Source organism: Umezawaea sp. (genome assembly GCF_036375055.1).
Classification (GTDB): Bacteria; Actinomycetota; Actinomycetes; order Mycobacteriales; family Pseudonocardiaceae; genus Umezawaea.
Genome location: NZ_DASUSQ010000011.1, coordinates 158,572 through 182,902 on the forward strand (window position 1 = coordinate 158,572; position 24,331 = coordinate 182,902).

Sequence of the window (24,331 nt, forward strand, 5' to 3'; positions counted from 1 at the left end):
CGGCTACTCGGTGACGGTGAAGCCCTGCTGCCGGGCGTACGCGACGACGTTCTTCTGCGTCTCCTCCAGCACGGTGCGCCACGGCCTGCTGCCCGACATCGCCTCGGCGCTGCGGTCGTTCAGCTCGCTGAACACGAAGTCCTGGAACGGGGTGTACTGGAACTCGCCGAGCTTCCCGGACACCGGCACGAAGATCTCGTTCACCTTCTGCCCGGCGAAGAACTCGTAGGCCTTGCCGGTGAACGCCGGGTCGGCGGCGACCTCCTTGACCAGCGGGTAGAGGAACGCCTTGTTCAGGCCGACGTCCCAGGCCGCCTCGGAGGAGCCGAACAGCTCCCTGGCGACGGTGGTCGCGGCCTTCTTGTTCCTGGCCTGCTTGGTCACCGCGAACGTCGAGCCGCCCCAGTCGCCCTGGTCGTCCGCGCCCTCGGTCCACTGCGGCATCGGCGCGACCGCCCACTTGCCCGCGGTGTTCTTGAGCGACCCGGCGACGTAGCCGGGGGTCCAGCCCGCGGCGGCCCACGTCCAGTACTTGCCGGAGTCCAGCGCCGCGGTGGCGTCGGCGGTGAAGAACGGGTCCTTGGCCATCAGCCCCCTGTCGACCAGGTCGCCGTGGAACTCGAACACCTTCCGGCACTCCCGGCTGGTCAGGTTGATCTTGACCTGGTCCCTGGCGGTGGCCGCGGAGTACCCGTAGGGCCTGCACCCCGCCTGCCACATGAGCCCGTTGATCCAGCCGCCGTCGCTGCCGAAGCTCGCGACGAAGGCGGTGGGGTCCACCGCCTTGATCCTCGCCGCGGCCTCGGCGTACCCGGCCCACGTGGTGGGCACCGGGATCTGGTGCCGCTCGAACAGGTCCCTGCGGTACATCAGCGCCATCGGCCCGCCGTCCACCGGGATCGCGTACACCTTGTCGCCGTCGGTGGCCTGGCTCCACGCCCACTCGGCGTAGAGGTCGCGGTCGTCGCCCGCGCCGAACTCCCCCATGTCCACGAGGGCGTCGAGGATGACGAACGTCGGGATCTCCTGGAACTCCACCATCGCCACGTCCGGAGCCCCGGTGCCCGCGGTGAACGCGGTCTTCAGCTTCGCGTACTGGTCCGGCCCCGTGCCGACGTTCGTCCAGTCGACCTGGACGTCGGTGTGCGAGGCGTTGAAGGCGTCGACCACGCCCTTGAACTCCGGGTACCACGCCCAGACCGACACGCGCACCGGCCCGCCGCCCGCGCCCGACTCGCCGCCGCAGGCCGCGACGGCCAGCAGGAGACCGACGGCCAGTGTCGACGCGGTCCTTCCCACCCTGCCGATACCGAGCATGGACAGCACCTTTCTGTCGCGGCCCGCCGTCGGAGCGCACGGCGACCACCCCACCGGACGGGTGGGGAACGGGAGGGTGGGCGGCGCGGATCCGCACCGCGGGGGGGTCTTGCGCCGCGTCCGGCGGGAGCCGGACCTCCCGACTGCCACCGCCGGAGCGACACCGGCTTTGCTGCGCTGCAATGGACTATGGCGCGCATTTTGCTGCGCTGCAAGACCTCACCGGAACGCAATCCGGGTGACTCGCGGGCCTGGATGGGTTCAGCCGTGGTGAGGCGGGTTGTCGCCGCCAGGGGCCCCGTGCACACTCCTTGCAGCGCTGTGGTGCGGATCGGCCCACTCGCACTCGTCCGAACGGAGGAGGCCATGCGCGATGCCACCCTGCGCGACGTCGCACTGCTCGCCGGTGTGTCGGCGCGGACGGTGTCGAACGTGGTCAACGGCTACGCGCCGGTCACCGACCGCACCCGGCGGAAGGTCGAGCGGGCGATCGTCGAACTCGACTACCGGCCCAACGTCCTGGCCCGCAACCTCGCCAACGGCCGGTCGGGGCAGATCGCGGTGGTCGTGCCCTACCTCGACACGCCCTACTTCGCCGAACTGCTCCAGGGCATCATCCCGAGGGCGCGGGAGCGCGGGTACAATGTCCTGATCGACCAGACCGACGGCGACGCGACCCACGAGCGCGACCTGATCCGCCGGGGCGCGCGCGGCTTCCCGTTCGACGGGATGATCCTCAGCCCGCTCGGCCTGGCGCAGGAGGACCTGTCCGACCACGACCCCGCGCTGCCGCTGGTGATCCTGGGCGAACGCGTCTCCGACGGCGTCTTCGACCACGTCGGCATCGACGACGTGGTGGCCTCGCACGAGGCCACCCGCCACCTGATCGACCTGGGCAGGCGCCGGATCGCCGCCATCGGCGACCAGCCCTACCCGACCGGCGAGGCGGCCCAGCTGCGCACCCTCGGCTTCCGCCGGGCGCACGAGGAGGCGGGCCTGCCGGTGGACGAGTCGCTGATCATCCGCACCCCGCGCTTCAACCGCGTCGACGGCGCCGACGCCATGCACCGGCTGCTCGACCGGGACGACCCGCCGGACGCCGCGTTCTGCTACAGCGACCTCGTCGCGCTGGGCGCACTGCACGCGGCCCTGGAGCGCGGTGTCCGCGTGCCGGAGGACATCGCGCTGATCGGCTACGACGACATCGAGGAGGGCCGGTACTCCAACCCCACCATCAGCACCGTCTCGCCCGACAAGCTCACCATCGCCGCGACCGCCGTCTCCCGCCTGCTCCAGCGCATCGGCAGCACCGAGGCGCTGCCGGGCGTCGAGGTCCGCGCGGGCCACCGCCTCATCGCCAGGCAGAGCACCGTCGGCCGCCGCTGAGGGCCGGTCAGAGGCACGGCGGCCGGTAGCCGTGCACCTCCAGGCCGCGGAACTCCAGCTCGTTGGGCGTCTTGCCGACGAAGACGAGCCCGCGCGCCTCCTCCAGCGCCGCGTCGAACGGGTACGCGGGCGCCCCGAGTTCCGGCAGCGTGGTCCACGCCTCCGGCGCGAAGCTGAAGAACCGCGTCACCGTCCGCCCGCCCGTGGCGGGCACGAGCGTGAGCCACTTGTCGCCGCCGCTCCAGTGCGACGCCGGGCGCAGCTGCACGTGCACGTCGTCGGTCGCGCTGTAGGTCAGCCAGAAGCCCGCCGACCCGGACAGGTCGACCTGGGCCTCGAACCGGTTGGCGAGCCAGAGGACGACGACGTGCCACTCGGCGTCGAGGAACGACACCCTGGCCGCGTAGTCGACCCCGTGGCCGCCGCGGACCGGGGTGAGCAGGCTGCCCGTCGCGGGCACGGTCGTGCCCTCCCCGCTGGCCAGCCACTGCTGGAACCGGTCGACGGACGGGGTCCGGCACTCGTGCCGGGAGACCTCTCTGCCCGCCGCGGCCGGACTCGCGGGCGCGGGCGCCACCGCGACGCACACGGCCAGAACAGCCACCGACATCCCCGCCGCGAACTTCCGCACCGGCACGCCCCTCACCACGTCACGACCGACCCCGCAGTGGTGCGGGGCCCGGCTTCCACCGGTGGATCATCGACCACGACCGCGCCGGAGCACCGGAACGCCCTCGGGATTCACTGGTTTGGACCAATCGGGGCGGGCGCCCGTCAGCCGGGCCCCACCACGACGTCGGGGAGCGGGCGTCCGGCGACCTCGACGGCCTCCTCGTGCGGCAGGCCCAGCATCCGGAGCACCATCTCGGCCATGTCGGTCGCCGCCGCGTCGCCGTCCAGCTCGGGCCGGGTGAACCGCAATTCGACCAGGGCCAGCATCGCCCCTCCCAGCGCGGCCAGGGCGATCACCGGGTCGACGCGCGCGAAGCGGCCCTCCGCGATGCCGTGCTCCAGGTCGCGCCGGGCGCGCGGGCCGAGGCCGGTGTCGGCGTGCAGGAGCCCGGTGGCACGGCGGCGCAGCACCTGCATCACCTGCGGGTGCGTGTCCGCCATGCGGGCCGCCAGCCGGAAGCCGCCCGACATCAGCTCGGCCGGGTCCTCCACCCCGCTCAGCCCCTCGTCGAAGGCGCGGCCGAACTCCTCCAGCGCCTCGGCCACGGCGACGTCGAACAGCTCGACCTTCGACGCGAAGTGGTTGTAGAAGGAGCCGAAGCCCACGTCGGCCCGCTCCGCGATGAGCTGGATGCTCGCCGCGGCCTCACCGCCCTCGGCCAGGATCTGCCTGGCAGCGCGGACGAGCGCCCGCCGGGTGGCGGCACGGCGGCGCTCGTTGCGGTTGCCGGACGGCGCGGGACTGGACACGACCCGATCCTATCAGCGGCACTGAGTACCATTCCAATTCTGATGACTTCATCAGTTCGTTGTGCGACCGCGGACCGCGAGCACCCCGTCGTCCGGTCCGGCGCGGTCGGTCGGGAGAATGCGGCGGGCACCGGGTCCGAGCCCCCGGTTCCACGACGACGGAGGTGGGGCGTGCCCGCGGAGCTGAGCCTCGGCGTTCTCGGTCGGGCGGCTGGCCTGTTCGCCGTCACCAACATCGACGACATCGTCGTCCTGGCGCTGTTCTTCGCCCAGGGCGCCGGACGGCGCGGCACGACGCGCTCCATCGCCCTCGGCCAGTACGCGGGTTTCGCGGGCATCCTGGTCGTGGCCGTCGCGGCGGCGGTGGGCGCCACCCTCCTGCCCGACAGCGCCGTCCCCTACCTGGGCCTGCTGCCGCTCGCGCTCGGCGTCAGGGCCGCGGTGCGGGCGTGGCGGGACCGCGGCGGCACCGACGAGGAGCGGTCCGCGCGGGACGGTGGCCCGACGGTGCTCGCCGTGGCCGCCGTCACCTTCGCCAACGGCGGCGACAACATCGGGGTCTACGTGCCCGTCTTCGCCACCGCGGGCGTCGGCGGCATGGCCGTCCACGTGGTCGTGTTCCTCGTCCTGGTCGCCTTGTGGGTCGCGGCGGGCAGGTACTTCGCCACGCGCCCCGCCGTCGCGGAGGCGCTGTCGCGGTGGGGGCACGTCCTGCTGCCCGTCGTCCTGATCGGCATCGGCCTGCTGATCCTCGTCGAGGGTGGCGCGTTCGGCCTGTGACGGGCCGGAACCGGGCGCCCACGTCGGCTCCGCTCGCGGGACGCGGGAAGGTCGGGGCGGGGATCGAGCCGCCCGCGGTCCCAGGCCGGTGCTCGTGGTCGTCCCTCGTGACCAGCCGCTCGAAGACGCTGCCGTTGGCGTCCAGCGCGAACACCCCGCCGCGGACGCTGATCGTGGTGCCGGGCCGGGCCGGGACCACCGCCCTCCGGATCGTGCGCGGCGGCGCGGCGAGCGTGCCCGCGGCGTCGCCGCCGCCCGCGGTCGCCACGTGCGGCACGGCCGTGGCCGCGGCGCCGGGCAGCGGCGCGGTGCCGGGCCGCGGCGAACGCGGCTCCCGCGGCGAGTCCCGTCGCCGTCGTGCCGGTTCTCCCGTGGTGTTCGGGACGGGACGGAGCCGGGGTCGCGACCCCGGCTCCGACTCACGTCACCTCTGGGTGATGTCCGACGGTTGGTAGAGGCAGTTCACGCCGTCGGCGCCCGAGCCGATCTTGGTCGGCTCGCTGCCCTTCGGCACCCCCTTGTACTTGTCGCACACGGAGGTGGTGCCGTAGACGGTGATCCGCGAGAACCGGGCGGTGTCGCCCCAGTTGGTGTTGATGCCCGCGAGCACCTTCGTGGACCGGGCGGTCACGCCGTCGAGCACCACGTGCCGCTGGTAGGAGTTGGTGCAGTTGCCGCACGCCCGGTAGAGCTTGCCGGAGCTGTGGACCTGGAAGTTCCGGATGGTGACGGTGCCCGCGCCGTTGTGCTGGAACACCTTGTCCGAACCGGACTTCGCGCCGCCGCCGTCCACCAGGTACCTGGCCGAGGAGCTGGGGCTCAGGAAGGTCGCGGCGTCCTCGCCCACGTCGTTCCACCACACGTTGCGGATCGTGCACGAGCCCTCGCAGTGGATGCCGTCACCGGCGGGCGTGTCGAGGAAGACGTTCTGGATGGTGCCGCCGTCGGCCACCACGAACATCGGGTCCTGGCTCTCGCCCTGCCCGCCGTCGCCGATGCCGTAGTGGCGCTTCATGCCGCCGTCGAAGAACGTGCCCGCGTCCTTGGTCGTCGTCTGGTGCACGCTGCCGGTGTCGGACGGCCACGCACCGCTGCCGTCACCCCCACCGGGCTGCTGGGGCGTCGTCGTGGTCGTCGTGGTCGTGGTCGGGTTCGTCCCGCCGCCCGCCGGGGTGAACGTCCACTGCTTGGTGGCGGCGCCGTCGCAGGAGTTCGTCTGCACGAGCGCGCCCGCGGCGGTGGAGTTGTCCTTGAGGTTCATGCACTTGCCGCCGTTGGTGTCGACCACGCGGTAGCCGCCGCCGCTCTCGGTCAACGACCAGGTCTGGCCCGCGGAGCCGGTGCAGGCCCGCTGCTCGATCACCTTGCCCGCCGACGTCGACGCGTCCCGGACGCCGACGCACAGGCCGCTGCCGACCGAGGTGATCCGGAACCCTCCGCCGACCGCCGCCAGCGTCCACCGCTGCCCGCCGCACGCCGCCTGCTGGAGCTGCGCGCCCTCGGCCGCGCTCGGCGCCTCCAGGCAGAGCCCGCTGCCCGCGTTGGTCACCGCGTAGGTCCCCGCGCCGACCGCGGCGCTCGCGGGCGAGGCCATCGGCCAGGTGGCGACGGTGGCGGCCAGCGCCGCCGTGACGGCAGCCGCCGCGAGACCCGCGCGCCAGCGCGCACCACGCCGCCGTGGAACACGCGTGGATGGTGGTCGATCCGATGTGCTCATGGGAACTCCGCTTCCGACTGTTCTGGAACTCGTTGCGCGCCAACGCGGAAAACGCTTTCCATGCGGATGCTAGATGCAGCCGGATCGGCAGGTCAACGGCCGTTTCCGCAGGCACGGGCCGGTCCGACGTCGAAATTCCCGTCGAATGCGATCGAACGCCGTGGTCGGCCAAGTCGGAATCGATCACCGAGTTGTCCGGCAGGCGGCGGAGGTGGTCGCACTCGTGAACGGATCCGGGCCGAACCGGCCGGGAGCGCTAGACCTCGCCGTCGCCCTCGGGGGCGGCCAGGTCGCGCAGGTCGTCGACGAACCTGCGCATCAGCCGCTCCAGCTCCAGCAGGTCGCGGTCGCTCCACTGGGCGAACACCGGGCCCGCGAGCCGGTGCCGGGCGGCGTCGAGCGCGTCGGTGACGCGGCGCCCCTCGGGGGTGATCAGCGCTTCCCTGACCCGCTTGTCGGCCGCGCTCGGACGGCGCTCGACCAGACCCAGTTCGGCCAGCTTGGCGACCTGCCTGCTGACCGTGGTGTGGTCGCGACCGGCCCGGTCGGCGAGTTCGACCACGCCGATCGGCTGGAACCGCTCGATCCCCACGAGCAGCGGGAACAGGGCGCGGTCGAGCGTGACGCCCGCCTCCCGCAGGAGGACGTCGTCGCGGCGCGGCAGGTTCATCAGCGCCACCAGGTCCACGACGGACCCGTGGAGGTGCCGCTGCGCCACCAGTCGACGCCTCGTGGTCATCCCCGCCGCACCTGCCTTCCACGCCGCCCCGGACGGGCGGGCACATGGTAGCGCGAGCCCGCCGACGCCCGTATACCTGTGCATCACGCACAGGTATACGACAGGGAATCATCAGTCAGAGAAAGAATACTGAGATTGACGACCGGGACAGTCGACCCATAACGTGTGCATCATGCACACAATTTACCCACCGGTGGAGCACCGAACCACCGCGGAGCCCGACGTGGTCATCTGCGGCTCCGGCGCGGCGGGGTTGACCCTCGCCGTCGACCTCGCCCGCAGGGGCGTCGGGTTCCTCCTGGTCGACAGGGCTCCGCACCCGTTCACGGGCTCGCGCGGCAAGGGCATCCAGCCGCGGAGCCAGGAGGTGTTCGAGGACCTCGGGCTGATCGACCGGATCGTCGCGTCCGGGGGCGAGTACCCCGCCCAGCGCCACCACGCCGACGGCGGCTGGGTGGACCGGTCCGACTTCGGCGGGCTGGAACCGACGGCGGCGGAGCCGTACCAGCTCCCGCTGATGGTCCCGCAGTTCCTCACCGAGCGGCGGATGCGGGATCGGCTGGCCGAACTCGGCCACGTCCCGCTGCACGGCCACGAACTCGTCGGCTTCGAGCAGGACGCCGACGGCGTGACCGCGCGGATCACGACCCCCGACGGCGAGCGGACCGTGCGGACCCGGTACCTGGTCGGCGCCGACGGCGGGTCGAGCTTCGTGCGCAAGGCCCTCGGCATCGGCTTCCCCGGCAAGACCCTCGGCGTGCGGGCGCTCGTGGCGGACGTCCTGGTCGACGGCGTGTCGGCCGACGCCTGGCACACGTGGGGGCACGGGACCCCGGACCACGTGTCGCTGTGCCCGCTGCGCGGCACCGACCTGTTCCAGTACCAGAGCCCGATCCCCTTCGACGCCGAGGTCGACCTGTCCGCGGAGGGGCTCACCGCGCTGCTGCGCGCACGCACCGGGCGGGACGACCTCGTGGTCAGGGCCGTGGACTGGGCGTCCGCGTTCGCGATGAACGCGCGGCTGGCGGACAGCTACCGGGTCGGGCGGGTGGTGCTGGCAGGGGACGCCGCCCACTGCCACCCGCCGACCGGCGGGCAGGGCCTCAACACGGGTGTCCAGGACGCCTACAACCTCGGCTGGAAGCTCGCCGCCGTGCTCGACGGCGCCCCGGACCCGCTGCTGGACACCTACGAGGAGGAGCGCAGGCCCGTCGCCGAAGCGGTGCTCGGCCTGTCCGTGCGGCTGCTCGACGCGGCCAGGGACGGCGAGGTGCGCCGGGGCCGCGAGGTGGCCCAGCTCGACCTGGGCTACCCGACCACCTCCCTGGCCGTGCCCGGCCCGGAGCGCGACCGGGGCGTCCGACCGGGCGACCGCGCCCCCGACGCGCCCCTGACCGGGGCGGGAGGGCTCGCCACCCGGCTGTTCACCCTGTTCCGCGGACCGCACTGGACCCTCGTCGGCCACGACGTGGACGCCGCGTCGGCACCGGCTCCGCGCGCGGGCCTGCACGTCCACACGACGGGCCACCGCGGTGACGTCGTGGACACCGGAGGGCACCTGCGCACGGCGTACGGCCTCGTGGCCGGGCAGTGGGTCCTGGTCCGCCCGGACGGCTACGTGGCCGCGGTGGTCGACACCGCCGGGCTGGGTGCCGTCGAGACCTTCCTGGACGGCGTGGGGGTCCGCGCGCCGCGGTGACCGCGTCCGGGCTCAGCCGCGGGACACGGCCGCGACGTGCGCCGCCCAGCGCGCGAGCACCCGCGCCCCCTCGGCCGCCACCGAGTCGATCTCGTCGGGGGTGATGGTGGTGCCCGGTGGCAGGTGGGGCGCGGCCCCGCTGAGCACGTCGGCGTCGAACTCGACGTGGAACTGGAGGCCGTAGGAGTCGCCGAACCGGAACGCCTGGTGCTGGTACCGCTCGGACGCCGCCAGCCGCACACCGCGCTCCGGCAGGTCGAAGGTGTCGTGGTGCCAGTGCACGACGGGCAGCCGCGGCCCGGAGGGACCGAGGACCGGGTCAGCGAGCCCGGCGGGCGTGAGCGTGACGCCGCCAGCCCCGACCTCGAACTCCGGGCCGCGCCGCACCCGTGCCCCAGCGCCGCGGCGAGGAGCTGCGAGCCGAGGCAGACGCCGAGGACCGGTCGGCCGAGGCGGACGCACTCCGCGATGAGGTCCCGTTCGGCCGCCAGGTGCGGGTGGGCCTCGTCGTCCAGCGCCCCCATCGCCCCGCCCAGGACGACGAGCACGTCCACCGGTTCCGCGTCCGGCAGCGCCTCCTCCCGGTCGACGCGCACCACCCGCACGTCCGCCCCGACGGCGGACAGCGCGGGGGCGATCAGCCCTGGTCCTTCGAACGGGACGTGCTGCACCACCACCGCGCGCACACGGCCTCCTCTGCGGGCTCGGTCCGGGTTCCTCGTGCCCGGTCTCACCAGCGTGCCACAATTCAGGTAGGAGTCCTACCTACTTTTCGACGAGGAGGTTCACCGGGTGCGCACCGGGGCGCGAGGGCTAGCCCGCGGCCGGTTCGTGCTCGGGGCAGTCGGTCCGCAGGTCCGTGAGCGGCAGCGGCATCGCGAGCAGGTCGCAGTGGTGCGGCGCCACCGGGTCGACGTGGGCGTCCGGGTTGAAGAAGCGGCACGTGGTGCACATCCGCGCCACGCTCACCACGCCCCGGCGGTGCAGGTCCGCGATGACGTGGAGCAGCGAGTCCAACGTGGTCGCCCGGTCCACCACGGACAGCCGCGCGAACGCCGCCAGCAGCGGTTCGTCCCACGTGGACAGTTCCGCGGCGACCTCCTCGCCGCGGCCGGTCAGGGCGAGCAGGCGCCGACGGCCGTCGGCGCCCGGCGACCGCGTCAGCAACCCCTTGCGCTCCAACGCCCCGATCGCGTCGGACATGGTCGGCGTCGTCACGTCGAACTCGGCGGCCAGGGCGTTGACCTCCCGACGGCCCACCGGCCGGTGCACCAGCGCGAGCACGGCCCGCTGCTGCAACGGCGACAGGCCCTGCGCGCGGGCGGTCCGCTGGGCCAGCGAGCGCAGGCCTTGGCCGAGCCGTTCGACAGCGCTCGCCAGCCGCGCGTCCAGGTCGCCCGCGCCGCCGGCCCCGTTCCCCGTCATCCGAACCGCCTCGAAGGTAGGACTCCTCACCAGTAGCTGATGGTACGCACCGCCGACGCGGTCGCGGATCGTTCCCGCACACCGCGGCGCACGGCACGGGACACCCCGTTCGTGGTCGCGGGATTCGTTGTGCGCCAGGGAAGAACGCCCGGCGGGTGAACTCTGTGACCTACCGCACGAGGCCTTGCTTCCTCCCCGTCGCGCAATACAGTTGGCACTGCCAAACAAACGAGAGGACAGGTTCCATGCCCCGTTTCAGCACCGTCGACCCCGCCACCGCCGACCCCAGGGCCCGCGCGCTGCTCGGCAAGGTCGAACGCGCCCTCGGCGTGACGCCGAACATGATGCGCGCGATGGCCAACTCCCCCGCGGTCCTCGACGCGTACCTCTCGTTCAGCGGCGCGCTGTCGAAGGGACGGCTCCCCGCCGCCGTGCAGGAGCAGATCGCCCTCGTCGCCGCCACCGAGAACGAGTGCGGCTACTGCCTGGCGGCCCACACCGTCCTGGGCGCCAGGGCCGGGCTCAGCGAGACCGACCTCGTGTCGGGGCGGCACGCCCGCGCCTCCGACCCGAAGGTCGAGGCCGCGCTGCGGTTCGCCCGCGCCGTCATCACCACCAAGGGCTTCGTCAGCGACGACGACCTCGCCGAGGTCCGCGGCGCGGGCTACGACGACGGCGAGATCGGCGAGATCGTCGCCGCGGTCGCCCTCAACACCTTCACCAACTACTTCAACTCCGTCGGCGAGACCCAGCTCGACTTCCCGGCCGTCGACCTCGCGGTCGGCTGACCCCGAACCCCGATCCGCCGTCCTCCGCGCGGGCGGCTCGTCCGCGCGGAGGACGGCACGAGAGAGGAAGACCATGGCGCGATCCAGCACATCCGGTTCGACCCGCCGCCGAGCCGCGCTCACCGCGGTGGCCGTCTGCCTGGCCGCGGCGGTCGTGCCCGCCGTCGGCTCGGCGGCGGGCGGCGACCACGACCACGGGGCGGACCACCACGGCGGTGGGATCCCCTCGGCGGGCGGCGACGTCCACCCCGCCGCCTTCGACCTGGTGAGGACTACCGTGCGCCGCCAGGGCGACCGGCTGGTCTTCACCGAACAGGTCCGGGGCGCGGCGGGCTCGGTGAAGCCGAGGCCCACCGGGGCGTTCGCGGGCAGCTCGGTGCTCAGCTACGTGTGGCCCGTGTCGCTCAACCCGTCCACGATCGGCTTCACCAGGGACAGCGGCGTCCTCGCGCTGGCGGCGACCAGCCACCCGGACTTCGACGACACCCCGCTCTACGACGAGAACCACAACGGGGTGAAGAACGACGACGGGCACCTGTGGCACTCCCACTGGGTGGTGCTCGTGCCCGACACCACGCGTCCCGACGGGGCGCTCAAGGTGCGGGACGTCCTGCCCGGCGAGAAGCCGGACCTCCCGAGGACCTGGCCGGGGGTCCCGCTCTACCTCGACAGCCCGCCCTACCCCACGCGGTTCGCCGGGCGCACCGTCCGGATCGAGGTGCCCGCGCGCGACCTCGGGTTCCCGTCGACCTTCTCCTACGACGGGGTGACCGCGGCCCTCAGGGTCAACGGCGACCTGCACGACCCGCTGCTGCGGGTCGAGAACGTCTTCGACGTGGCCTCGGGGACCCTGTCCCTGCCCGGCACCGCGGGGCGCTGACCGGGATCAGGGTTCGAGCGGCTGGTGGTCGGGGCAGGTCACGCGCAGCTCCGCGTCGCCGAAGGGCGCGTCCACGAAGTGGCAGTGGTGGGGGCGGGCGGTGTCCTCCGGGTGGGCGTCCGGTCCGAAGAACCGGCACGTCAGGCACATGCGGGACACCGGGATCGCCTGGCGGTCCTGCAACGCCTTCATGACGGCGGCGGTGCCGCGGAGCATCGCGGCGAGGTCGGACTCCGACAGCACGGAGATCGCCTCGCTCATCGTCCGCGACACGGCGGCCAGCCTGCGGGCCTCCGCCTCCCCCTCGGCCGTCAGCCGCACGACGACCGCCCTCGCGTCCGCCGGGTCGCGGGCGCCGTCCAGGAGCTTCTTGGCCCTCAGCACCTTCACCGCGTCGGACACGGTGGGCGGGGTGGACGCGAGGGCCCCGACGATGTCGCCCTGGCGACGCGGACGGGCTTCCCCGTCCAGGAAGGTGATGATGTCGGCCTGCAACGGGGAGAGGTTGTGCGGACCGCTGTTGCGCCAGGCGTCGATCCGCACGGCCTGGCCGAGGCGCGCGAGCCCGGTCAGGAGTTGGTGCGTCGGCGGCAGACCCGGCACCTCCGGCATGGAGCCCCTCCCCGCGCGAATCCGTACCGCCCCATCCTACAAGCACCCCCCGACGACTCCGTTGTGGACGCGGAGGCGCGGTCGCGCGCCCACCGGACCGCTGACGTCCGTGCGCGTGCGCGCGGGGACCGTCCACAAGGGAGGGATGGTGGGGGCGAAGGCCGTCGCGAGCGCCGACCGGGACGTCGCGCACGCCCGTCGTCGGGCCGCGATCCGCGCCGGGATTCCGGGTGGACCGGTGGACCCGCGCCCGAGCCGGCTCCGACCGGGCGGACCGCCTCGGTCGGGGTGGCCCGCCCGCGGAGAAGAGGCCACGCGCATCCGAACGGGTGAAACATGCCCTCGCACGGAGTAGAACCGGTACCTACCGGGGTACCACGAGGAGAAGGAAGGGCGGTTGAGCAGACAGCCGTCGGAAGACCGCACGTGGTACCGAACCACGGGTCGTGACGACAGGATGTCCTGATGGAGCACTGGCTCGACGTCCGCGAATCGACCACCTCCGGTGCCGTGGTGGTCACCGTGACCGGCGAGGTCGACACGGCCACCGCCCCCCTCCTCGCCGACCGCGTCGCCCGCGTCCGCGACGCCCGCGCCGTGATCGTCGACCTCAGCGGGGTGAGGCTGCTGGCCGCCGCGGGGGTGACCGTCCTGGTGACCGCCCACCGGGCGTGCGGCGGGCGCGGCACCCCGATGTGGGTGGTGGCTCCGAACCGGAGCGCGCGGCGGGCCCTGGAGGCCTGCGACCTCGTCTCCGTGCTGCACGTCGTCGCCGAATCGCCCGCGACGACGGCCGCGAAGCTGACCGACGCGCTGGAGACCCGCGCGAGCGTGGACGCCGCGGTCGGGGTGCTGATCGCGCGGGACGGCCTCGACGAGTCCGGTGCCCGCGCGGCGCTGGTCGACCAGGCGCGCCGCGCCAAGGTCAGCGTGCGCCGCCACGCCGCGGCGATCGTGTCCAGGGTGTCCGGCCGGACGCCGGGCGGGGCGCGGGACCCCGCGCGCCGGGAGGCGTCGAGCCTCTACGTCGACCTGGTGTCGGCGGCGTGGGAGTCCGAGTCGCCGGAGCACAGGGCGCACATCGTCGACCTCGCGAGCGCGTTGCACCGCCTGGGCCACCGGGTCGTGCTCCACGTCCGCCGGACGTCCCCGGACGGTCCGGACTCCGAAACCGCACTGGCCGGGTTCGAGGTCGTCCGCGTGCCCGCCGGACCCGCGACCCCCCTGTCCAGGGCGGACCTGCTCCCCCACCTCGACGAGTTCGCGTCCGCGCTCGACCACGAGTGGACCGGACGCGCGCCCGACGTCGCGCACCTGCACTCCTGGCCGTCCGGACTGGGACTGGCCACGAGGGGGACCACCGTCCCGCTCGTGCAGTCGTTCCACGGGCTGGAGCCCTCCACCGGGTCGAGCAAGGTCGTGGAACTGGAGAGGCTGACCGCGCTCGCCGCGGACCGCGTCATCGCGGCGAGCAGCGACGAGGTGCTCCGACTGACGCGGATCGGGGTGCCGAGGGCGAGGACGTCCTTCGTGCCCCGGGGCGTGGACACCGACCTGTTCACCCCGGACGGTCCCGTCGCACCGCGCGGCACCCGACCCCTCGTGCTCGCGCTCGGGGACGTGGCGCCGCACAGCGGTGTCGACACCGCGATCGAGGCGATGGCCGCCGTCCCCGACGCCGAACTGCTGGTCGTGGGGCCGATCCGGTCCGCGGTCCCCCGCGAGGACCCCGAGGTGGCCAGGCTCGTCCGGCTGGCCCGCGGTCACGACGTCGCCCGCAGGCTGAAGTTCACCGGCCACGTGGCCCGCCGGAACCTGCCCGCGCTGCTGCGCTCCGCGGACGTCGTCGTCCGCGTGCCCTCGCACGACCCGTCCGGCACCGGTGCGGCGCAGGCCATGGCGTGCGGGGTCCCGGTGGTGACCACCGCCGTGGGCGCCCTCGCCGACCTCGGCCTCGACGACCTGACCGGCCTGCTGGTGCAGCCGGACGACCCCGCCGCGCTCGGCCAGGCGCTGCGCGAACTCCTCGCCGATCCCTTCCGGCGGCAGATCTGCGCGATCACGAGCGCCGACCGCGCCCGCACCCGCTACTCGTGGGACCGGGTGGCGGCGGAGGTCGAGACCGCCTACCGGAAGGTCGCCAGGACCGCGCACGCCGACACCACGGCCAAGCGGACCTGAGCGCGTGCCCGTGCCAGGACGGGCGTGCGCGGGCCGGCGCGCGGCGACCGGGAGGAAGGACGAGGATGATCGCCGTCGACACCGAGGACCCGTGACGACCGCTCGCCCCCGACCGACCCCGCACCGCGCCGGTGCCCGCGGAGGTCGTGGCGGCTGACGACCGCGGTCCGGTGTGGACGGACCGGGGCGGTCGTGGACGGCCGCCGGGTGCTCGACGGGAGGACGGCACCGCCGTCGTCGGAGGAGGTGCGGTGATGCCGCAGTGGCTGGAGGCCGGGCTGTGGGGCCTGGTCGGTGGTGGCGCGCTGCTGCTCGGCGCCGCCGTGGCGTGGCGGGTCCCGGTGTCGAGGGGCGTCGTGGCCGCGATCATGGCGTTCGGCGCGGGCGTGCTCATCTCGGCACTGGCGTTCGACCTGGTCGACGAGGCGGAGCGGTCGGGTGGCCTAGTGCCCGCGGTCGTGGGTTTCCTGGGCGGTGCCGGTGCGTACGTCCTGGCCAACGTCGTGCTCGCCCGCCGGGGCGCCCGGCACCGCAAGCGCTCCGGCGACCAGCAGTCGTCGGAGGCGGACGTGCGGGGCAGCGGTGCGGCCATCGCGATCGGAGCGCTGCTGGACGGCGTGCCGGAGTCCGTGGTCCTGGGCCTGTCCCTGCTGGGCGGCAACGGGATCGGCGTCTCGGTGCTGGTCGCGGTGTTCATCTCGAACGTCCCCGAGGGGCTGTCCAGCGTCGCGGGCATGAAGCGCGCGGGCCGCGGCGCGCGCTACGTGTTCGGCGTCTGGGGCGGTATCGCCCTCGCCAGCGGACTGGCGGCCCTGCTCGGGAACCTGCTGCTGCGCGACGCCCCGCCCGCGACCGTCGCGGTCATCACCGCCGTCGCCGCCGGAGCGATCCTCACCATGGTCGCCGACACCATGATCCCCGAGGCCTTCGAGCGCAGCGGCGTCTACACGGGCCTCATCGCCGCGATCGGGTTCCTCACCGCGTTCACCGTCGGGCACCTCGGCGGCTGAGGGAACCCGATCACGGCTCAAGGCGGACGCGAGGACCACCCGGACCCGACCACACCGCCAACAGCACCGTCACGTCACCACGCGGCTCACCACCGTCGTGGTCCAGCACGGCGCGCAGCAGCAGGCGGGCCGCCTCCGGCGGTGGCTCGACCTCGGTGCGCAACCGCCCCAGCAGGTCAGCGAGGCGGTCCGCCCCGAAGCCCCCGCCCACCACACCGCCGGTGTGCAGCAGCAGCCAGTCACCCGGCTCGACGACCGCTTCGGCGGCCTCACCCCCGAAGCCCGCGCCGCGCCTCCCCGCGTCCAGGGCGGTCACCCCACCGTCCCGCACCACCAGGAGCCGCGCGGTGCCCGCCGTGAGGAAGCGCGTCCGCCCGGTGCGCAGGTCGAGTTCGGCGAGCGCACCGCCTGCGTGCCGACCCGACCCGAACGCCGTGGTCAGCTCCTGCTCGACGGCGTGCGCCTGCCCGGTCAGCGGCAGTCCCCCGCGCCGGGCCGTGCGGTAGGCGGCGAGCGCGGCGGCCGTGACGAGCGCCGGGTCCGGGGTCCCGCTGCCGGCGTCGAAGATCGCCAGGTGGGCCGTCGTCTCCGACAGGGCGTAGTCGAACGCGCCGGTGCCGGGCTCGCCCGAGCCCGCCACCGCGACGGTGTCGGTGCCCGCGGTCAACGGCGGGCGCACGTCCCGCAGCAGTTCGACCGCGGGGGTGCTCGACCGCCGCCGGGGCAGGTCCAGCCCGTCGCCGTACTTGCCCGTGGTGACGACCAGGTGCCCGAGCAGGCGGCACAGCCACCGGCACTGCTCGCGCAGGTTCGGGTCGCGCGCCTCGGCCGGGTCGGCGAAGGTCACCTCGACGACACCGAGGCGGTCGGTCCCGTCCAGCAGCACCGACCACAGCCGGGGCACCCCGTCGCGGGTCTCGACCACCTCGTCCACCGCTCGGAACGCCCGGCCCGCGGTGGTGCCGTCGACGGCCAGGGCGTCCCGCCCCTCCTCGGAGAGCACGGGGACCAGCAGGCGCTGCGCGTGGTCGACGAGGTAGACCTCCAGCCGCACGCCCAGTTCCCGGCCCGCGGCCAGCGCCACGGCGGGCAGGCGCTCCGGCGGGGCGCGGTGCGCGCCGTCGAGCAGGTCCACCAGCGCGGCCAGCGGCCCGGTGGCGGGTTTCGCCTGGCGGACCGCCCTGCTGTAGGGCACCCGGCGCAGCCAGTCCAGCTCGTCGAGCCGTTCGTTGATCGCGTGCGCGAGCACGTCGCGCTGGAAGGCGGGCAGCGGAAGCAGGCCGTACAGGTAGGCCTCGACCTCCACCGGGCCCGCGTCCCCGCCGAGGGCGAAGTACCGCAGCCACAGCTCGTCCGTGCTCAGGCCGGTCCGCTCGGCGCACGTCGCCAGCAGACGCCGCTGGTCACCCTCATCGGTCGACAACGTCGACTCCCCGGTCGTGGTGGTCGTCCCACGTCGACCGCACCACCGCGCGCGCGACGTCCCGCAGCGGCGCGCGGTCGCGGTGGGACAGGGACACCAGCTGCGCGAACGCGGTGTCCGGGTCGACGTGCCCGCGTTCGGCCAGGACGCCCTTGGCGGTGGCGACCGCGTCGCGGTCGCGCAGCGCGGCGGTCAGGCGGTCGCCGAACCACCGGGCGTCGTCGCGGGAGCTGACCTCGGCCAGCAGCACGGCGGCCTGCTCGGCGAACAGCCCGACCAGGTGCTCCTCCCGCTCGCCGAACGCGCCCGGCTCGACGGCGTAGACCTTGACGGCTCCCAGGCAGCGCCCCGCCGTCAGGAGCGGGACGCTCAGAGAGGCCCGCACCCCCAGGTGCGCCGCCCGCTCGCACCACCGCCGCCACCGCGGCTCGGTGGCGATGTCGTCGACCCGGCACACCACGCGGTCCAGCGCCGCGACCAGGCACGGCCCCTCGTCCAGGTCGTACTGGAGCTGGTCGGCCTCCCACACCAGCGGATCGGAGGCCGCGGCGGTGAGCCTGCGCCCCGAGTCGTCCACCAGGCTGACCCCGGCGCCCACCGAGTCGGGGACGATCCCGGCGGCCAGGGCGACGACGAGTTCCACCGCCGTGTCCACGGTCTGCCTCGTCATCAGGTGGCCGGACACCCTCGCGACCAGCACGGCAGGCTCGTCCGCCTGCGGCGACTCCCGTTCCACGACCACGTCCTCACCACGTCGACAGGACCTCGATGCGTGATCTACCCGTTTCTCGGGCCTTCACACCACCTCCCCGGACGACGTGAGCGAAATCCCAGGTCGCGGGAGTACGAACCTCCCGTGCGACCGTCGGCCGAACGGGACACCGGGGCAGCCCTCGACGTCGCCGCGCCACCTCCCCCACGACGGGGGGACCCTGGTGGACGCGGGTGCCGGGGCGTGACCGGCGGCGGCCCGGCCGACCCGTTCGCGGGCCTGCGCCCACCGCTGGGAACACCCGCGGCGGCGTGAGCAGGCGGGTTAGCGGGCGGGCACGGGCTGTGCCATCCTGGCCCGGACGTGGTGGCGGGCGAGGGCCCCACGGTCGGGCCCCGTGCGCGGGAAGGGTGGGCGTTGCCGACAGTCTCGATCATCACCGCCGCGTACGCACCGAAGGCGGACTTCCTTCGGGCCACCGCGGACAGCGTCTCGGCACAGGTCCTGCCCGCGGGCTGGGACGTCGAGTGGGTCGTCCAGGAGGACGGGGCCGACCCGTCGCTCGCGGGCTTCTTCGAGGGTGTTCCCGAGGCCCGGTACGGCGCCAACGGCGTGCGGCTCGGGATCAGCGCCACCCGGAACCTGGCGCTGTCACGCGCTTCCGGCGAACTGGTGCAGGTCCTCGACCACGACGACGTCCTGCTCCCCGGCGCCGTGGCGACGCTGCTGACCGCGTTCGAGCACCACGACGTCCACTGGGCCGTCGGCGCGGCGGACGACCTGCTCCCCGACGGCACGCGCAAGGCGTGGGACTCGGCGCTGCCCTTCGGGCTGGTCGAGGCGGGCGCGGTGAACGCGTGGGCCGAGGCCCACGGCGGCAACTGGCCCGTGCACTGCGCCGGGCTGCTCATGCGGACGGATTCCCTGCGGGCCGTGGGGGGCTGGGCGTCGAGCCCGGCGGACGACGACCTCATCGCCTTCGCCGCGCTGTCCGAACTGGGCGCGGGCTGGAACGAGGAGAGGGTCACCTGGCTGTACCGGCAGCACGCCGGGCAGACGACCCGGTCGGACGCCCTCGCCGCCCTGCGCGACGTGGGACGGCTCATGGCGCTGCAACGCGTCGCGGCCCTGCGCACCGCGGGCCTGACGCTCGCCCCGCCCGGTCCCGCGGCGCGGAGCGCGGACGTGCGGCTGCTGGCCAACAGCAAACCACCGGCGAGCCTGGGCTAGTCCACAGTGGACTGACGTGTCCGCGATCACGGTGGTGGCCGCGTGGAACACTGCGGTCATGCGGATCACGTTCATCCTCCCGGTCTTCTCCAGGCTGCCGAGCGGCGGCTTCCGGGTGGTCTACGAGTACGCGAACCGGCTCACCGCGCGCGGCCACCGGGTGACCGTGGTGCACGAGCAGTGGTACGAGGGCTGGCACCGTCCGCTGAAGCACCTGCGCGAGATCGCGCGGGACCGGTGGCACGACCGGCGGCCGGGTGGGCTCGCCGACTGGCTGCGCTGGATGCCGATCGACCCCGCCGTGCGGATGACCATGGTCACGAAGCTCGACGCCCGCGAACTGCCCGAGGGCGACGTCGTCGTGGCGACGTACTGGACGACCGCGCGCCTGCTCCCGCTGCTCGCCCCGGAGCAGGGCAGGCCGCTGCACCTCGTCCAGGGGTACGAGGTCTGGGGCGTCGACGACCCCACCGAGGTGGACGCCGTCCTGCGCTCCGACGTGCCGAAGGTCGCCGTGTCGGGCTACCTCGCGTGCCTGCTGGAGGACCTGGGGGTGCCGCGCGGGAGGGTGTCGGTCGTCCGCAACGGACTGGACCACTCGGTGTACCGGCCGCCGACGCCCGACGGGCCGCGCGGCACGAGCGTGAGCGTGCTGGCGGGTTCGGGGCCGCAGAAGGGGACGGCCACCGTCGTCGCCGCCCTCGAACGGGTGCGCGAGCAGCTCCCGGACCTCCGGGTGAACGCGTTCGGAGCCGAGAAGCGGCCCTCGGTGCTGCCCGGCTGGATGGGCTACTCCCGTGCGCGCAACGGCCGGGAGCAGGCGAGTCGGGCGTACCGGGCCAGCGCGGTCCACCTGTGCGGGTCCGTGCAGGAGGGGTGGGGGTTCCCGGTCGCCGAGGCGATGGCCTGCGGCACGGCGGTGGTGACCACGCGCAACGGTGGCGTGGAGGACTTCTGCGCGGACGGGCGGAACTCGCTGCTCGTGGACGTCGGCGACGCCGACGGCATGGCGGGGGCCGTGCTGCGGCTCCTGCGCGACGGGGAGTCGCGCCGTCGACTGGTCGAATCGGGTCTGCGCACCGCGGCGTCGATGGACTGGGAGGAGTCGGCGGACTCGTTCCTCGCGGCGCTGCGGCCCTGATCCGGCGGGACGTCACCCCGGCGCGACGGTCAGGTGCGCCTTCTCGCCCTGCGGGCCGATCAGGATGAGGAGTTCGGCCGACCGCTCGTCGGCGCTGCCGATCCAGTGGGGGACGCGCGCGTCGAACTCCGCCGCCTCGCCCGCCCGCAGCAGGAAGTCCCGTTCGCCCAGCAGGAACCGGACGCTCCCGTTCATCACGTAGAACCACTCGTAGCCCCCGTGGGTGCGCGGCGCGGGCTCGCCCCAGCGCGACGCGGGCGGGTACACGACCTTGAACGCCTGGATGCCGCCCGCGCGCCGGGTCAGGGGGACGAAGACCATGCCGTCCCGCGTCACCGGGGTCAGGTGGACGCGCGGGTCGCCCGTGCGGGTCGAGCCGACGAGGTCGTCGAGCGGGACGCCGTGCACCCGTGCGAGCGGCAGCAGCTGCACCAGCGTCGGGTGCAGCTTCCCGGTCTCCAGGCGGGACAGGGTGCCCGCCGTCAGCCCGGTCTGCTCGGCCAGCTCCGCCAGGGTCGAGCCGCGGGCCCGGCGCAGCGCGCGCAACCGGGGCCCGAAGGCCGCCACCACGGAGTCCTCGAAGTCGTCCACCCTCACCATTTTGCCGATCCGCAACAGAAGTTGCCAGCTCGAATTCCGACGGCGCAGGCTCGTCGCGGAGGTGAGACCTGATGGTCAGGTACACGACGTTCCGCTTGACGCTCGTCGGCGCGGTCGCCGTGCTGCTGTGCACGCTCGGCTGCACCGCGGCGGGGCAGTCCCCCGGTGCGGGCGACCCGACGTCGAGCGCACCGGCGTTCGACGCGGCGACCCGCGGGGACGAGGAGTTCAACCGGCTGTTCACGCACCGGTTCGCCGAGGTCGACGGGGTGCGCCTGCACTACGTCGCGGGCGGCACCGGTGACCCGCTCGTCCTGCTGCACGGCTGGCCGCAGACCTGGTACGCGTGGCGCGGCGTCATGCCCGCCCTGGCGGAGAGGTACACGGTCTACGCGCTGGACCTGCCCGGCCTCGGCGACAGCACCGGATCGCCCACCGGCTACGACAAGGCCACCCTGGCCCGCTACGTCCACGGGCTGCTCGCGGACGAACTCGGCCTGCGCGACGTCCGGCTCGTGGGGCACGACCTGGGCGCGGGCGTCGGGGCGCGGTACGCCTCGCAGTACCCCGACGAGGTGGTCAGGTACGCCCACCTCGACTACCCCCTGCCCGGACCGGCGCTCAGCGCTGCGACCTACCGGACGTTCAGCTGGCACATGGCGTTCCACGACCAGGAGGGGATCCCGGAGATGCTGGTCGACGACGACGTGCGCGAGTACCTGGCGTCGTTCTACCCGCTGGTCGCCCACGGGGGCGTGAGCTTCGGCGGCGCGGGAGCGGCGTCGCCGTTCAGCGAGGAGCAGGTCGACGAGTTCGCCAGGACCTACCGGCGCCCGGAGGTGCTCAGCGGCGGGTTCGACCTCTACCGGACCCTCGACCAGGACGAGCGGGACAACGCCGCGGCACGACCGGTCGCCGTCCCGACGATGGTCATGGCGGCCGAGGGCACCCTCGCGTCGGCCCGGCCCACCGTGGAGCCGCTGTTCTCGGCCGTCGAACGGGCCGTCGAGGTGCCGGGTTCGGGGCACTGGCTGCCCGAGGAGAACCCGGAGTTCGTGACGCGGGAACTCCTCGACTTCCTGGCGGGCCCGTGAACGGGGCGAGCGCGCAACCCGTCGGCGGGCCGGGACGTCCACCGTGCATGAGATCAACTGCCGCACGTCCCACCGCGACGCTCGCGATCCTCGGCCTCGCGCTGGCGGTGACGCCCGCGCCCGCCACGGCGGCCGACGGCGACGTGGTGACGAGGGTGGGCGAGGCGGACCGGGCCGCCGCCGTGTCCTACTGGACGCCGGAGAGGGTGGCGGCCCTCGGCGCGGACGACCGGCTGGCACCGGCCGAGACCACCGCCCGCCCGTGGGACGGTCCCGCGCCCGGTGTCGGACGGCTGTTCTACACGCAGGTGCCCCGTGGTGACGGGTCGTGCAGCGCGACGGTGGTCCCCAGCTCCAGCGGGGACGTCGCGTTCACCGCCGGGCACTGCGTCAACGCGGGCCTCGACCGGCACGACCGGCCGATCCAGGTCGTCAACGTCGTGTTCGTGCCCGGTTACGACCGCGGCGCTCGGCCGCACGGGACGTTCCCGGTCCGGGCGTTCGCCTGGCCCGACACCTACCGGGGCCCGTCCAGCTCCCGCGACGACGACGCCGTGGTCGCCGTGGACCCGGTCGACGGCAGGCACGTCGCCGACGTGGCGGGGACGCAGGGCATCTCGTTCGACCCGGTGCCGTCCCCCGTGGACACCACGATCCTCGGCTACCCGGTGTCCCGGCTGGCCAGGGGTGAGGCCCTGGTGTCCTGCGTGCTGCCCTCGACCTCCAGGACGAACTCGGTCCACTCGGCCTGGGACTCGGACTGCGACATGGCGGGCGGGTCGAGCGGCGGTCCGTGGCTGCGGGACTTCGACCCGGCCACCGGCACGGGGACGATCTTCTCCGTCACCAGCAAGGGCACCGTGAACCTCGACGGCACCACCGAGGAGCTCAGCGGCGCGGCCTTCACCGACGAGGTGCGGGACCTGTACCAGCGGGCGGGCGACCTCTGACCGGTCGGTCCTCCGCGCCCCCGAGCCCGACCGCCACGCCTGCGGTCGGGCTCGGCCGTCCGGCCCGGAGCAGGCGGGTCGAGAACGCGACGGCGGCGGTCAGCAGCGCCAGTCCGCTGAGCGCCCACGGCACCGACCCGACACCGGTCTCGCGGGTGAGCAGGCCGATCAGCGGCGAGGCGACCAGCGGACCGGCCAGCGCGGCGGCGAAGAGGCGCGTCGCGCCGCGGCCGGTCGGCACCCGAGCGGCGTGCCACGCGACGACGGCGGGGAACACCGGCGCGATGGCCAGCCCGGTGAGGCCGTAGGCCACCACCGCCGCCGGGGCGTGCGCGGCGAGGGCCGCGGTGCCGATCGCGGCGGTGGCGCAGGCGACGACCACGGCGCCGGGGTCGTACCGCAGCAGCAGGGGCGCGGCGGCGAGCCGTCCGGCCGCCAGGCCAAGCCAGAACACCGCCACGGCCCCGGACGCCTGGCCGCCGGTCAGCGACGACGTGGCGACCAGGTGCGTGGTCGCCCAGCCCGCGGTCCCCGCCTCCAGGGCGACGTAGCAGAACAGGACGAGCGCGAGGGACAGCACGACGGCGAGGGTCCGGTCCGGTCGGGCCCGATCGGGCTCGGACGCGGCGGCTGGCGTGAGCCGGAGCCCCGCGGTGAGGCACAGCAGCGCCACCGCCACGGCGGCGCAGCCCCAGTAGGGCACGCGCGGGTCCGCGGGCGTCCACCCGACGACCAGGGGCGTGACGACGGCGCCGAGCCCGAAGGCCGCGCTGAGGGCGGTCAGCACCGCGCCACCGCGCGTGCCGAACGACCTGGCCAGCGTCAGGTTGAGGACGATGTCGACCACGCCGAAACCGATCCCGGCGACCAGCAGCGCTCCCCCGGCCGCCACCCCGTCCGGCACCAGTGGCAGCGCCGCGCACCCCGCGGCCATCAGCGCCGCGCCCGCGGTGAGCAGGGGCCCGGCCGCCGGGCGACGGCGGCGCAGCAGGCCCGCGGCGACGACGCCGAGCGCCGAGCCCGCCGAGAACGCGGCCAGCAGCCACCCGCCCTCGGAGGTGTCCAGGCCGAACCGGGCGCGCATCCCCGGCGTGGTCGGCCCGATGACGCTGGCGAGCGCGCCCAGCGCGAGGAACCCCACCACACCCGCGACCGCCAGCCGAAGGCGCGACGACTGACCGGCAATGCCGACTTCGGCAGCTTCTCGCATGTTTCGCATCTAATC

At 74.2% G+C, this 24,331-nt stretch carries 24 protein-coding genes and 1 pseudogene; 12 read left to right on the forward strand and 13 right to left on the reverse strand.

The window, feature by feature from the left end; all coding sequences use genetic code 11:
- Nucleotides 1-3: 3 nt before the first annotated feature.
- Entirely contained in the window at nt 4-1,317 is a 1,314-nt protein-coding gene (locus tag VFZ92_RS04215) for an ABC transporter substrate-binding protein (RefSeq protein ID WP_330874341.1), read from the reverse strand.
- Nucleotides 1,318-1,683: 366 nt separating this feature from the next.
- Between VFZ92_RS04215 and VFZ92_RS04220 the strand changes: the two genes are divergently transcribed.
- Nucleotides 1,684-2,703, forward strand: a complete 1,020-nt coding sequence (locus VFZ92_RS04220; protein ID WP_330874342.1) for a LacI family DNA-binding transcriptional regulator — start codon at nt 1,684-1,686, stop codon at nt 2,701-2,703.
- A gap of 7 nt (nt 2,704-2,710) precedes the next feature.
- Here the strand turns inward: VFZ92_RS04220 and VFZ92_RS04225 are convergent, their stop codons facing one another.
- Nucleotides 2,711-3,340, reverse strand: coding sequence for a hypothetical protein (locus VFZ92_RS04225; RefSeq protein ID WP_330874343.1), 630 nt, complete (start codon nt 3,338-3,340; stop codon nt 2,711-2,713).
- Nucleotides 3,341-3,477: 137 nt separating this feature from the next.
- A complete protein-coding gene (locus VFZ92_RS04230) occupies nt 3,478-4,125 on the reverse strand; it encodes a TetR/AcrR family transcriptional regulator (protein ID WP_330874344.1) in 648 nt (215 codons plus the stop codon).
- Between the two features lie 183 nt (nt 4,126-4,308).
- On the opposite strand from VFZ92_RS04230, the gene VFZ92_RS04235 reads away from it, so the two are divergent.
- Entirely contained in the window at nt 4,309-4,905 is a 597-nt protein-coding gene (locus VFZ92_RS04235; protein ID WP_330874411.1) for a cadmium resistance transporter, read from the forward strand.
- A gap of 107 nt (nt 4,906-5,012) precedes the next feature.
- A complete protein-coding gene (locus tag VFZ92_RS04240; RefSeq protein WP_330874345.1) occupies nt 5,013-5,360 on the forward strand; it encodes a hypothetical protein in 348 nt (115 codons plus the stop codon).
- On the opposite strand, the gene VFZ92_RS04245 is transcribed toward VFZ92_RS04240, so the two are convergent.
- On the reverse strand, nt 5,330-6,622 hold the full coding sequence (locus VFZ92_RS04245; RefSeq protein WP_330874346.1) for a pectate lyase: 1,293 nt from the start codon (nt 6,620-6,622) through the stop codon (nt 5,330-5,332). The two genes, VFZ92_RS04240 and VFZ92_RS04245, sit on opposite strands and share 31 nt — an antisense overlap.
- A 256-nt stretch (nt 6,623-6,878) precedes the next feature.
- Nucleotides 6,879-7,361 carry a MarR family winged helix-turn-helix transcriptional regulator gene (locus VFZ92_RS04250; protein ID WP_330874347.1) on the reverse strand — a complete coding sequence of 161 codons (483 nt, stop codon included), beginning with the start codon at nt 7,359-7,361 and terminating at the stop codon, nt 6,879-6,881.
- Nucleotides 7,362-7,533: 172 nt separating this feature from the next.
- Between VFZ92_RS04250 and VFZ92_RS04255 the strand changes: the two genes are divergently transcribed.
- Complete coding sequence (locus tag VFZ92_RS04255) at nt 7,534-9,060, forward strand: FAD-dependent oxidoreductase (RefSeq protein ID WP_330874348.1); 1,527 nt, start codon at nt 7,534-7,536, stop codon at nt 9,058-9,060.
- 12 nt (nt 9,061-9,072) lie between these two features.
- Here VFZ92_RS04255 and VFZ92_RS04260 read toward each other — a convergent pair whose 3' ends face one another.
- From VFZ92_RS04260 to VFZ92_RS04265, 3 genes and pseudogenes are all read right to left on the reverse strand, one after another.
- The gene (locus VFZ92_RS04260; protein ID WP_330874349.1) at nt 9,073-9,447 is read right to left on the reverse strand and encodes a hypothetical protein; all 375 of its coding nucleotides are present in this window, start codon (nt 9,445-9,447) and stop codon (nt 9,073-9,075) included.
- 44 nt (nt 9,448-9,491) lie between these two features.
- Nucleotides 9,492-9,794 (reverse strand): annotated as a pseudogene (locus VFZ92_RS42390) (hypothetical protein); the annotation flags it as partial.
- A gap of 79 nt (nt 9,795-9,873) precedes the next feature.
- On the reverse strand, nt 9,874-10,485 hold the full coding sequence (locus VFZ92_RS04265) for a MarR family winged helix-turn-helix transcriptional regulator (protein WP_330874350.1): 612 nt from the start codon (nt 10,483-10,485) through the stop codon (nt 9,874-9,876).
- A 245-nt stretch (nt 10,486-10,730) separates the two neighbouring features.
- Between VFZ92_RS04265 and VFZ92_RS04270 the strand changes: the two genes are divergently transcribed.
- On the forward strand, nt 10,731-11,273 hold the full coding sequence (locus VFZ92_RS04270; protein WP_330874351.1) for a carboxymuconolactone decarboxylase family protein: 543 nt from the start codon (nt 10,731-10,733) through the stop codon (nt 11,271-11,273).
- 73 nt (nt 11,274-11,346) lie between these two features.
- A complete protein-coding gene (locus VFZ92_RS04275) occupies nt 11,347-12,153 on the forward strand; it encodes a hypothetical protein (protein WP_330874352.1) in 807 nt (268 codons plus the stop codon).
- Between the two features lie 6 nt (nt 12,154-12,159).
- On the opposite strand, the gene VFZ92_RS04280 is transcribed toward VFZ92_RS04275, so the two are convergent.
- Nucleotides 12,160-12,765, reverse strand: coding sequence for a MarR family winged helix-turn-helix transcriptional regulator (locus VFZ92_RS04280; protein WP_330874353.1), 606 nt, complete (start codon nt 12,763-12,765; stop codon nt 12,160-12,162).
- Between the two features lie 465 nt (nt 12,766-13,230).
- On the opposite strand from VFZ92_RS04280, the gene VFZ92_RS04285 reads away from it, so the two are divergent.
- Both VFZ92_RS04285 and VFZ92_RS04290 read left to right on the forward strand, forming a co-directional pair.
- Entirely contained in the window at nt 13,231-14,946 is a 1,716-nt protein-coding gene (locus VFZ92_RS04285) for a glycosyltransferase (RefSeq protein WP_330874354.1), read from the forward strand.
- Nucleotides 14,947-15,200: 254 nt separating this feature from the next.
- The gene (locus VFZ92_RS04290) at nt 15,201-15,956 is read left to right on the forward strand and encodes a ZIP family zinc transporter (RefSeq protein WP_330874355.1); all 756 of its coding nucleotides are present in this window, start codon (nt 15,201-15,203) and stop codon (nt 15,954-15,956) included.
- 10 nt (nt 15,957-15,966) lie between these two features.
- Here VFZ92_RS04290 and VFZ92_RS04295 read toward each other — a convergent pair whose 3' ends face one another.
- Together VFZ92_RS04295 and VFZ92_RS04300 are read right to left on the reverse strand one after the other, a co-directional pair.
- The gene (locus tag VFZ92_RS04295; protein ID WP_330874356.1) at nt 15,967-17,379 is read right to left on the reverse strand and encodes a SpoIIE family protein phosphatase; all 1,413 of its coding nucleotides are present in this window, start codon (nt 17,377-17,379) and stop codon (nt 15,967-15,969) included.
- Nucleotides 17,366-18,115: a GAF and ANTAR domain-containing protein gene (locus VFZ92_RS04300; RefSeq protein WP_330874357.1), complete on the reverse strand. Its 750-nt coding sequence runs from the start codon at nt 18,113-18,115 to the stop codon at nt 17,366-17,368. Before VFZ92_RS04300 ends, VFZ92_RS04295 begins: the two co-directional genes overlap by 14 nt.
- A 393-nt stretch (nt 18,116-18,508) precedes the next feature.
- On the opposite strand from VFZ92_RS04300, the gene VFZ92_RS04305 reads away from it, so the two are divergent.
- Both VFZ92_RS04305 and VFZ92_RS04310 read left to right on the forward strand, forming a co-directional pair.
- Nucleotides 18,509-19,321 carry a glycosyltransferase family 2 protein gene (locus tag VFZ92_RS04305; RefSeq protein ID WP_330874358.1) on the forward strand — a complete coding sequence of 271 codons (813 nt, stop codon included), beginning with the start codon at nt 18,509-18,511 and terminating at the stop codon, nt 19,319-19,321.
- Between the two features lie 16 nt (nt 19,322-19,337).
- Nucleotides 19,338-20,462 carry a glycosyltransferase family 4 protein gene (locus VFZ92_RS04310; protein ID WP_330874359.1) on the forward strand — a complete coding sequence of 375 codons (1,125 nt, stop codon included), beginning with the start codon at nt 19,338-19,340 and terminating at the stop codon, nt 20,460-20,462.
- 12 nt (nt 20,463-20,474) lie between these two features.
- On the opposite strand, the gene VFZ92_RS04315 is transcribed toward VFZ92_RS04310, so the two are convergent.
- Complete coding sequence (locus VFZ92_RS04315; RefSeq protein WP_414719806.1) at nt 20,475-21,062, reverse strand: helix-turn-helix domain-containing protein; 588 nt, start codon at nt 21,060-21,062, stop codon at nt 20,475-20,477.
- 71 nt (nt 21,063-21,133) lie between these two features.
- Here VFZ92_RS04315 and VFZ92_RS04320 point away from each other — a divergent pair, with 71 nt between their 5' ends.
- Nucleotides 21,134-22,156, forward strand: a complete 1,023-nt coding sequence (locus VFZ92_RS04320; RefSeq protein ID WP_330874361.1) for an alpha/beta hydrolase — start codon at nt 21,134-21,136, stop codon at nt 22,154-22,156.
- Between the two features lie 47 nt (nt 22,157-22,203).
- Entirely contained in the window at nt 22,204-23,106 is a 903-nt protein-coding gene (locus VFZ92_RS04325) for a hypothetical protein (RefSeq protein WP_330874362.1), read from the forward strand.
- On the opposite strand, the gene VFZ92_RS04330 is transcribed toward VFZ92_RS04325, so the two are convergent.
- Complete coding sequence (locus tag VFZ92_RS04330) at nt 23,060-24,316, reverse strand: MFS transporter (RefSeq protein WP_330874363.1); 1,257 nt, start codon at nt 24,314-24,316, stop codon at nt 23,060-23,062. The two genes, VFZ92_RS04325 and VFZ92_RS04330, sit on opposite strands and share 47 nt — an antisense overlap.
- Between the last annotated feature and the right edge of the window lie 15 nt (nt 24,317-24,331).

What these genes read in the sequence shown, in the direction of transcription:
- VFZ92_RS04245 (WP_330874346.1), bottom strand. Translation starts at nt 6,622, where the DNA reads ATGAGCACATCGGATCGACCACCATCCACGCGTGTTCCACGGCGGCGT.
- VFZ92_RS04280 (WP_330874353.1), bottom strand. Translation starts at nt 12,765, where the DNA reads ATGCCGGAGGTGCCGGGTCTGCCGCCGACGCACCAACTCCTGACCGGG.
- VFZ92_RS04290 (WP_330874355.1), top strand. Translation starts at nt 15,201, where the DNA reads ATGCCGCAGTGGCTGGAGGCCGGGCTGTGGGGCCTGGTCGGTGGTGGC.
- VFZ92_RS04220 (WP_330874342.1), top strand. Translation starts at nt 1,684, where the DNA reads ATGCGCGATGCCACCCTGCGCGACGTCGCACTGCTCGCCGGTGTGTCG.
- VFZ92_RS04255 (WP_330874348.1), top strand. Translation starts at nt 7,534, where the DNA reads ATGCACACAATTTACCCACCGGTGGAGCACCGAACCACCGCGGAGCCC.
- VFZ92_RS04215 (WP_330874341.1), bottom strand. Translation starts at nt 1,317, where the DNA reads ATGCTCGGTATCGGCAGGGTGGGAAGGACCGCGTCGACACTGGCCGTC.
- VFZ92_RS04315 (WP_414719806.1), bottom strand. Translation starts at nt 21,062, where the DNA reads ATGGTGAGGGTGGACGACTTCGAGGACTCCGTGGTGGCGGCCTTCGGG.
- VFZ92_RS04250 (WP_330874347.1), bottom strand. Translation starts at nt 7,361, where the DNA reads ATGACCACGAGGCGTCGACTGGTGGCGCAGCGGCACCTCCACGGGTCC.
- VFZ92_RS04285 (WP_330874354.1), top strand. Translation starts at nt 13,231, where the DNA reads ATGGAGCACTGGCTCGACGTCCGCGAATCGACCACCTCCGGTGCCGTG.
- VFZ92_RS04330 (WP_330874363.1), bottom strand. Translation starts at nt 24,316, where the DNA reads ATGCGAGAAGCTGCCGAAGTCGGCATTGCCGGTCAGTCGTCGCGCCTT.
- VFZ92_RS04320 (WP_330874361.1), top strand. Translation starts at nt 21,134, where the DNA reads ATGGTCAGGTACACGACGTTCCGCTTGACGCTCGTCGGCGCGGTCGCC.
- VFZ92_RS04325 (WP_330874362.1), top strand. Translation starts at nt 22,204, where the DNA reads ATGAGATCAACTGCCGCACGTCCCACCGCGACGCTCGCGATCCTCGGC.
- VFZ92_RS04275 (WP_330874352.1), top strand. Translation starts at nt 11,347, where the DNA reads ATGGCGCGATCCAGCACATCCGGTTCGACCCGCCGCCGAGCCGCGCTC.
- VFZ92_RS04265 (WP_330874350.1), bottom strand. Translation starts at nt 10,485, where the DNA reads ATGACGGGGAACGGGGCCGGCGGCGCGGGCGACCTGGACGCGCGGCTG.
- VFZ92_RS04270 (WP_330874351.1), top strand. Translation starts at nt 10,731, where the DNA reads ATGCCCCGTTTCAGCACCGTCGACCCCGCCACCGCCGACCCCAGGGCC.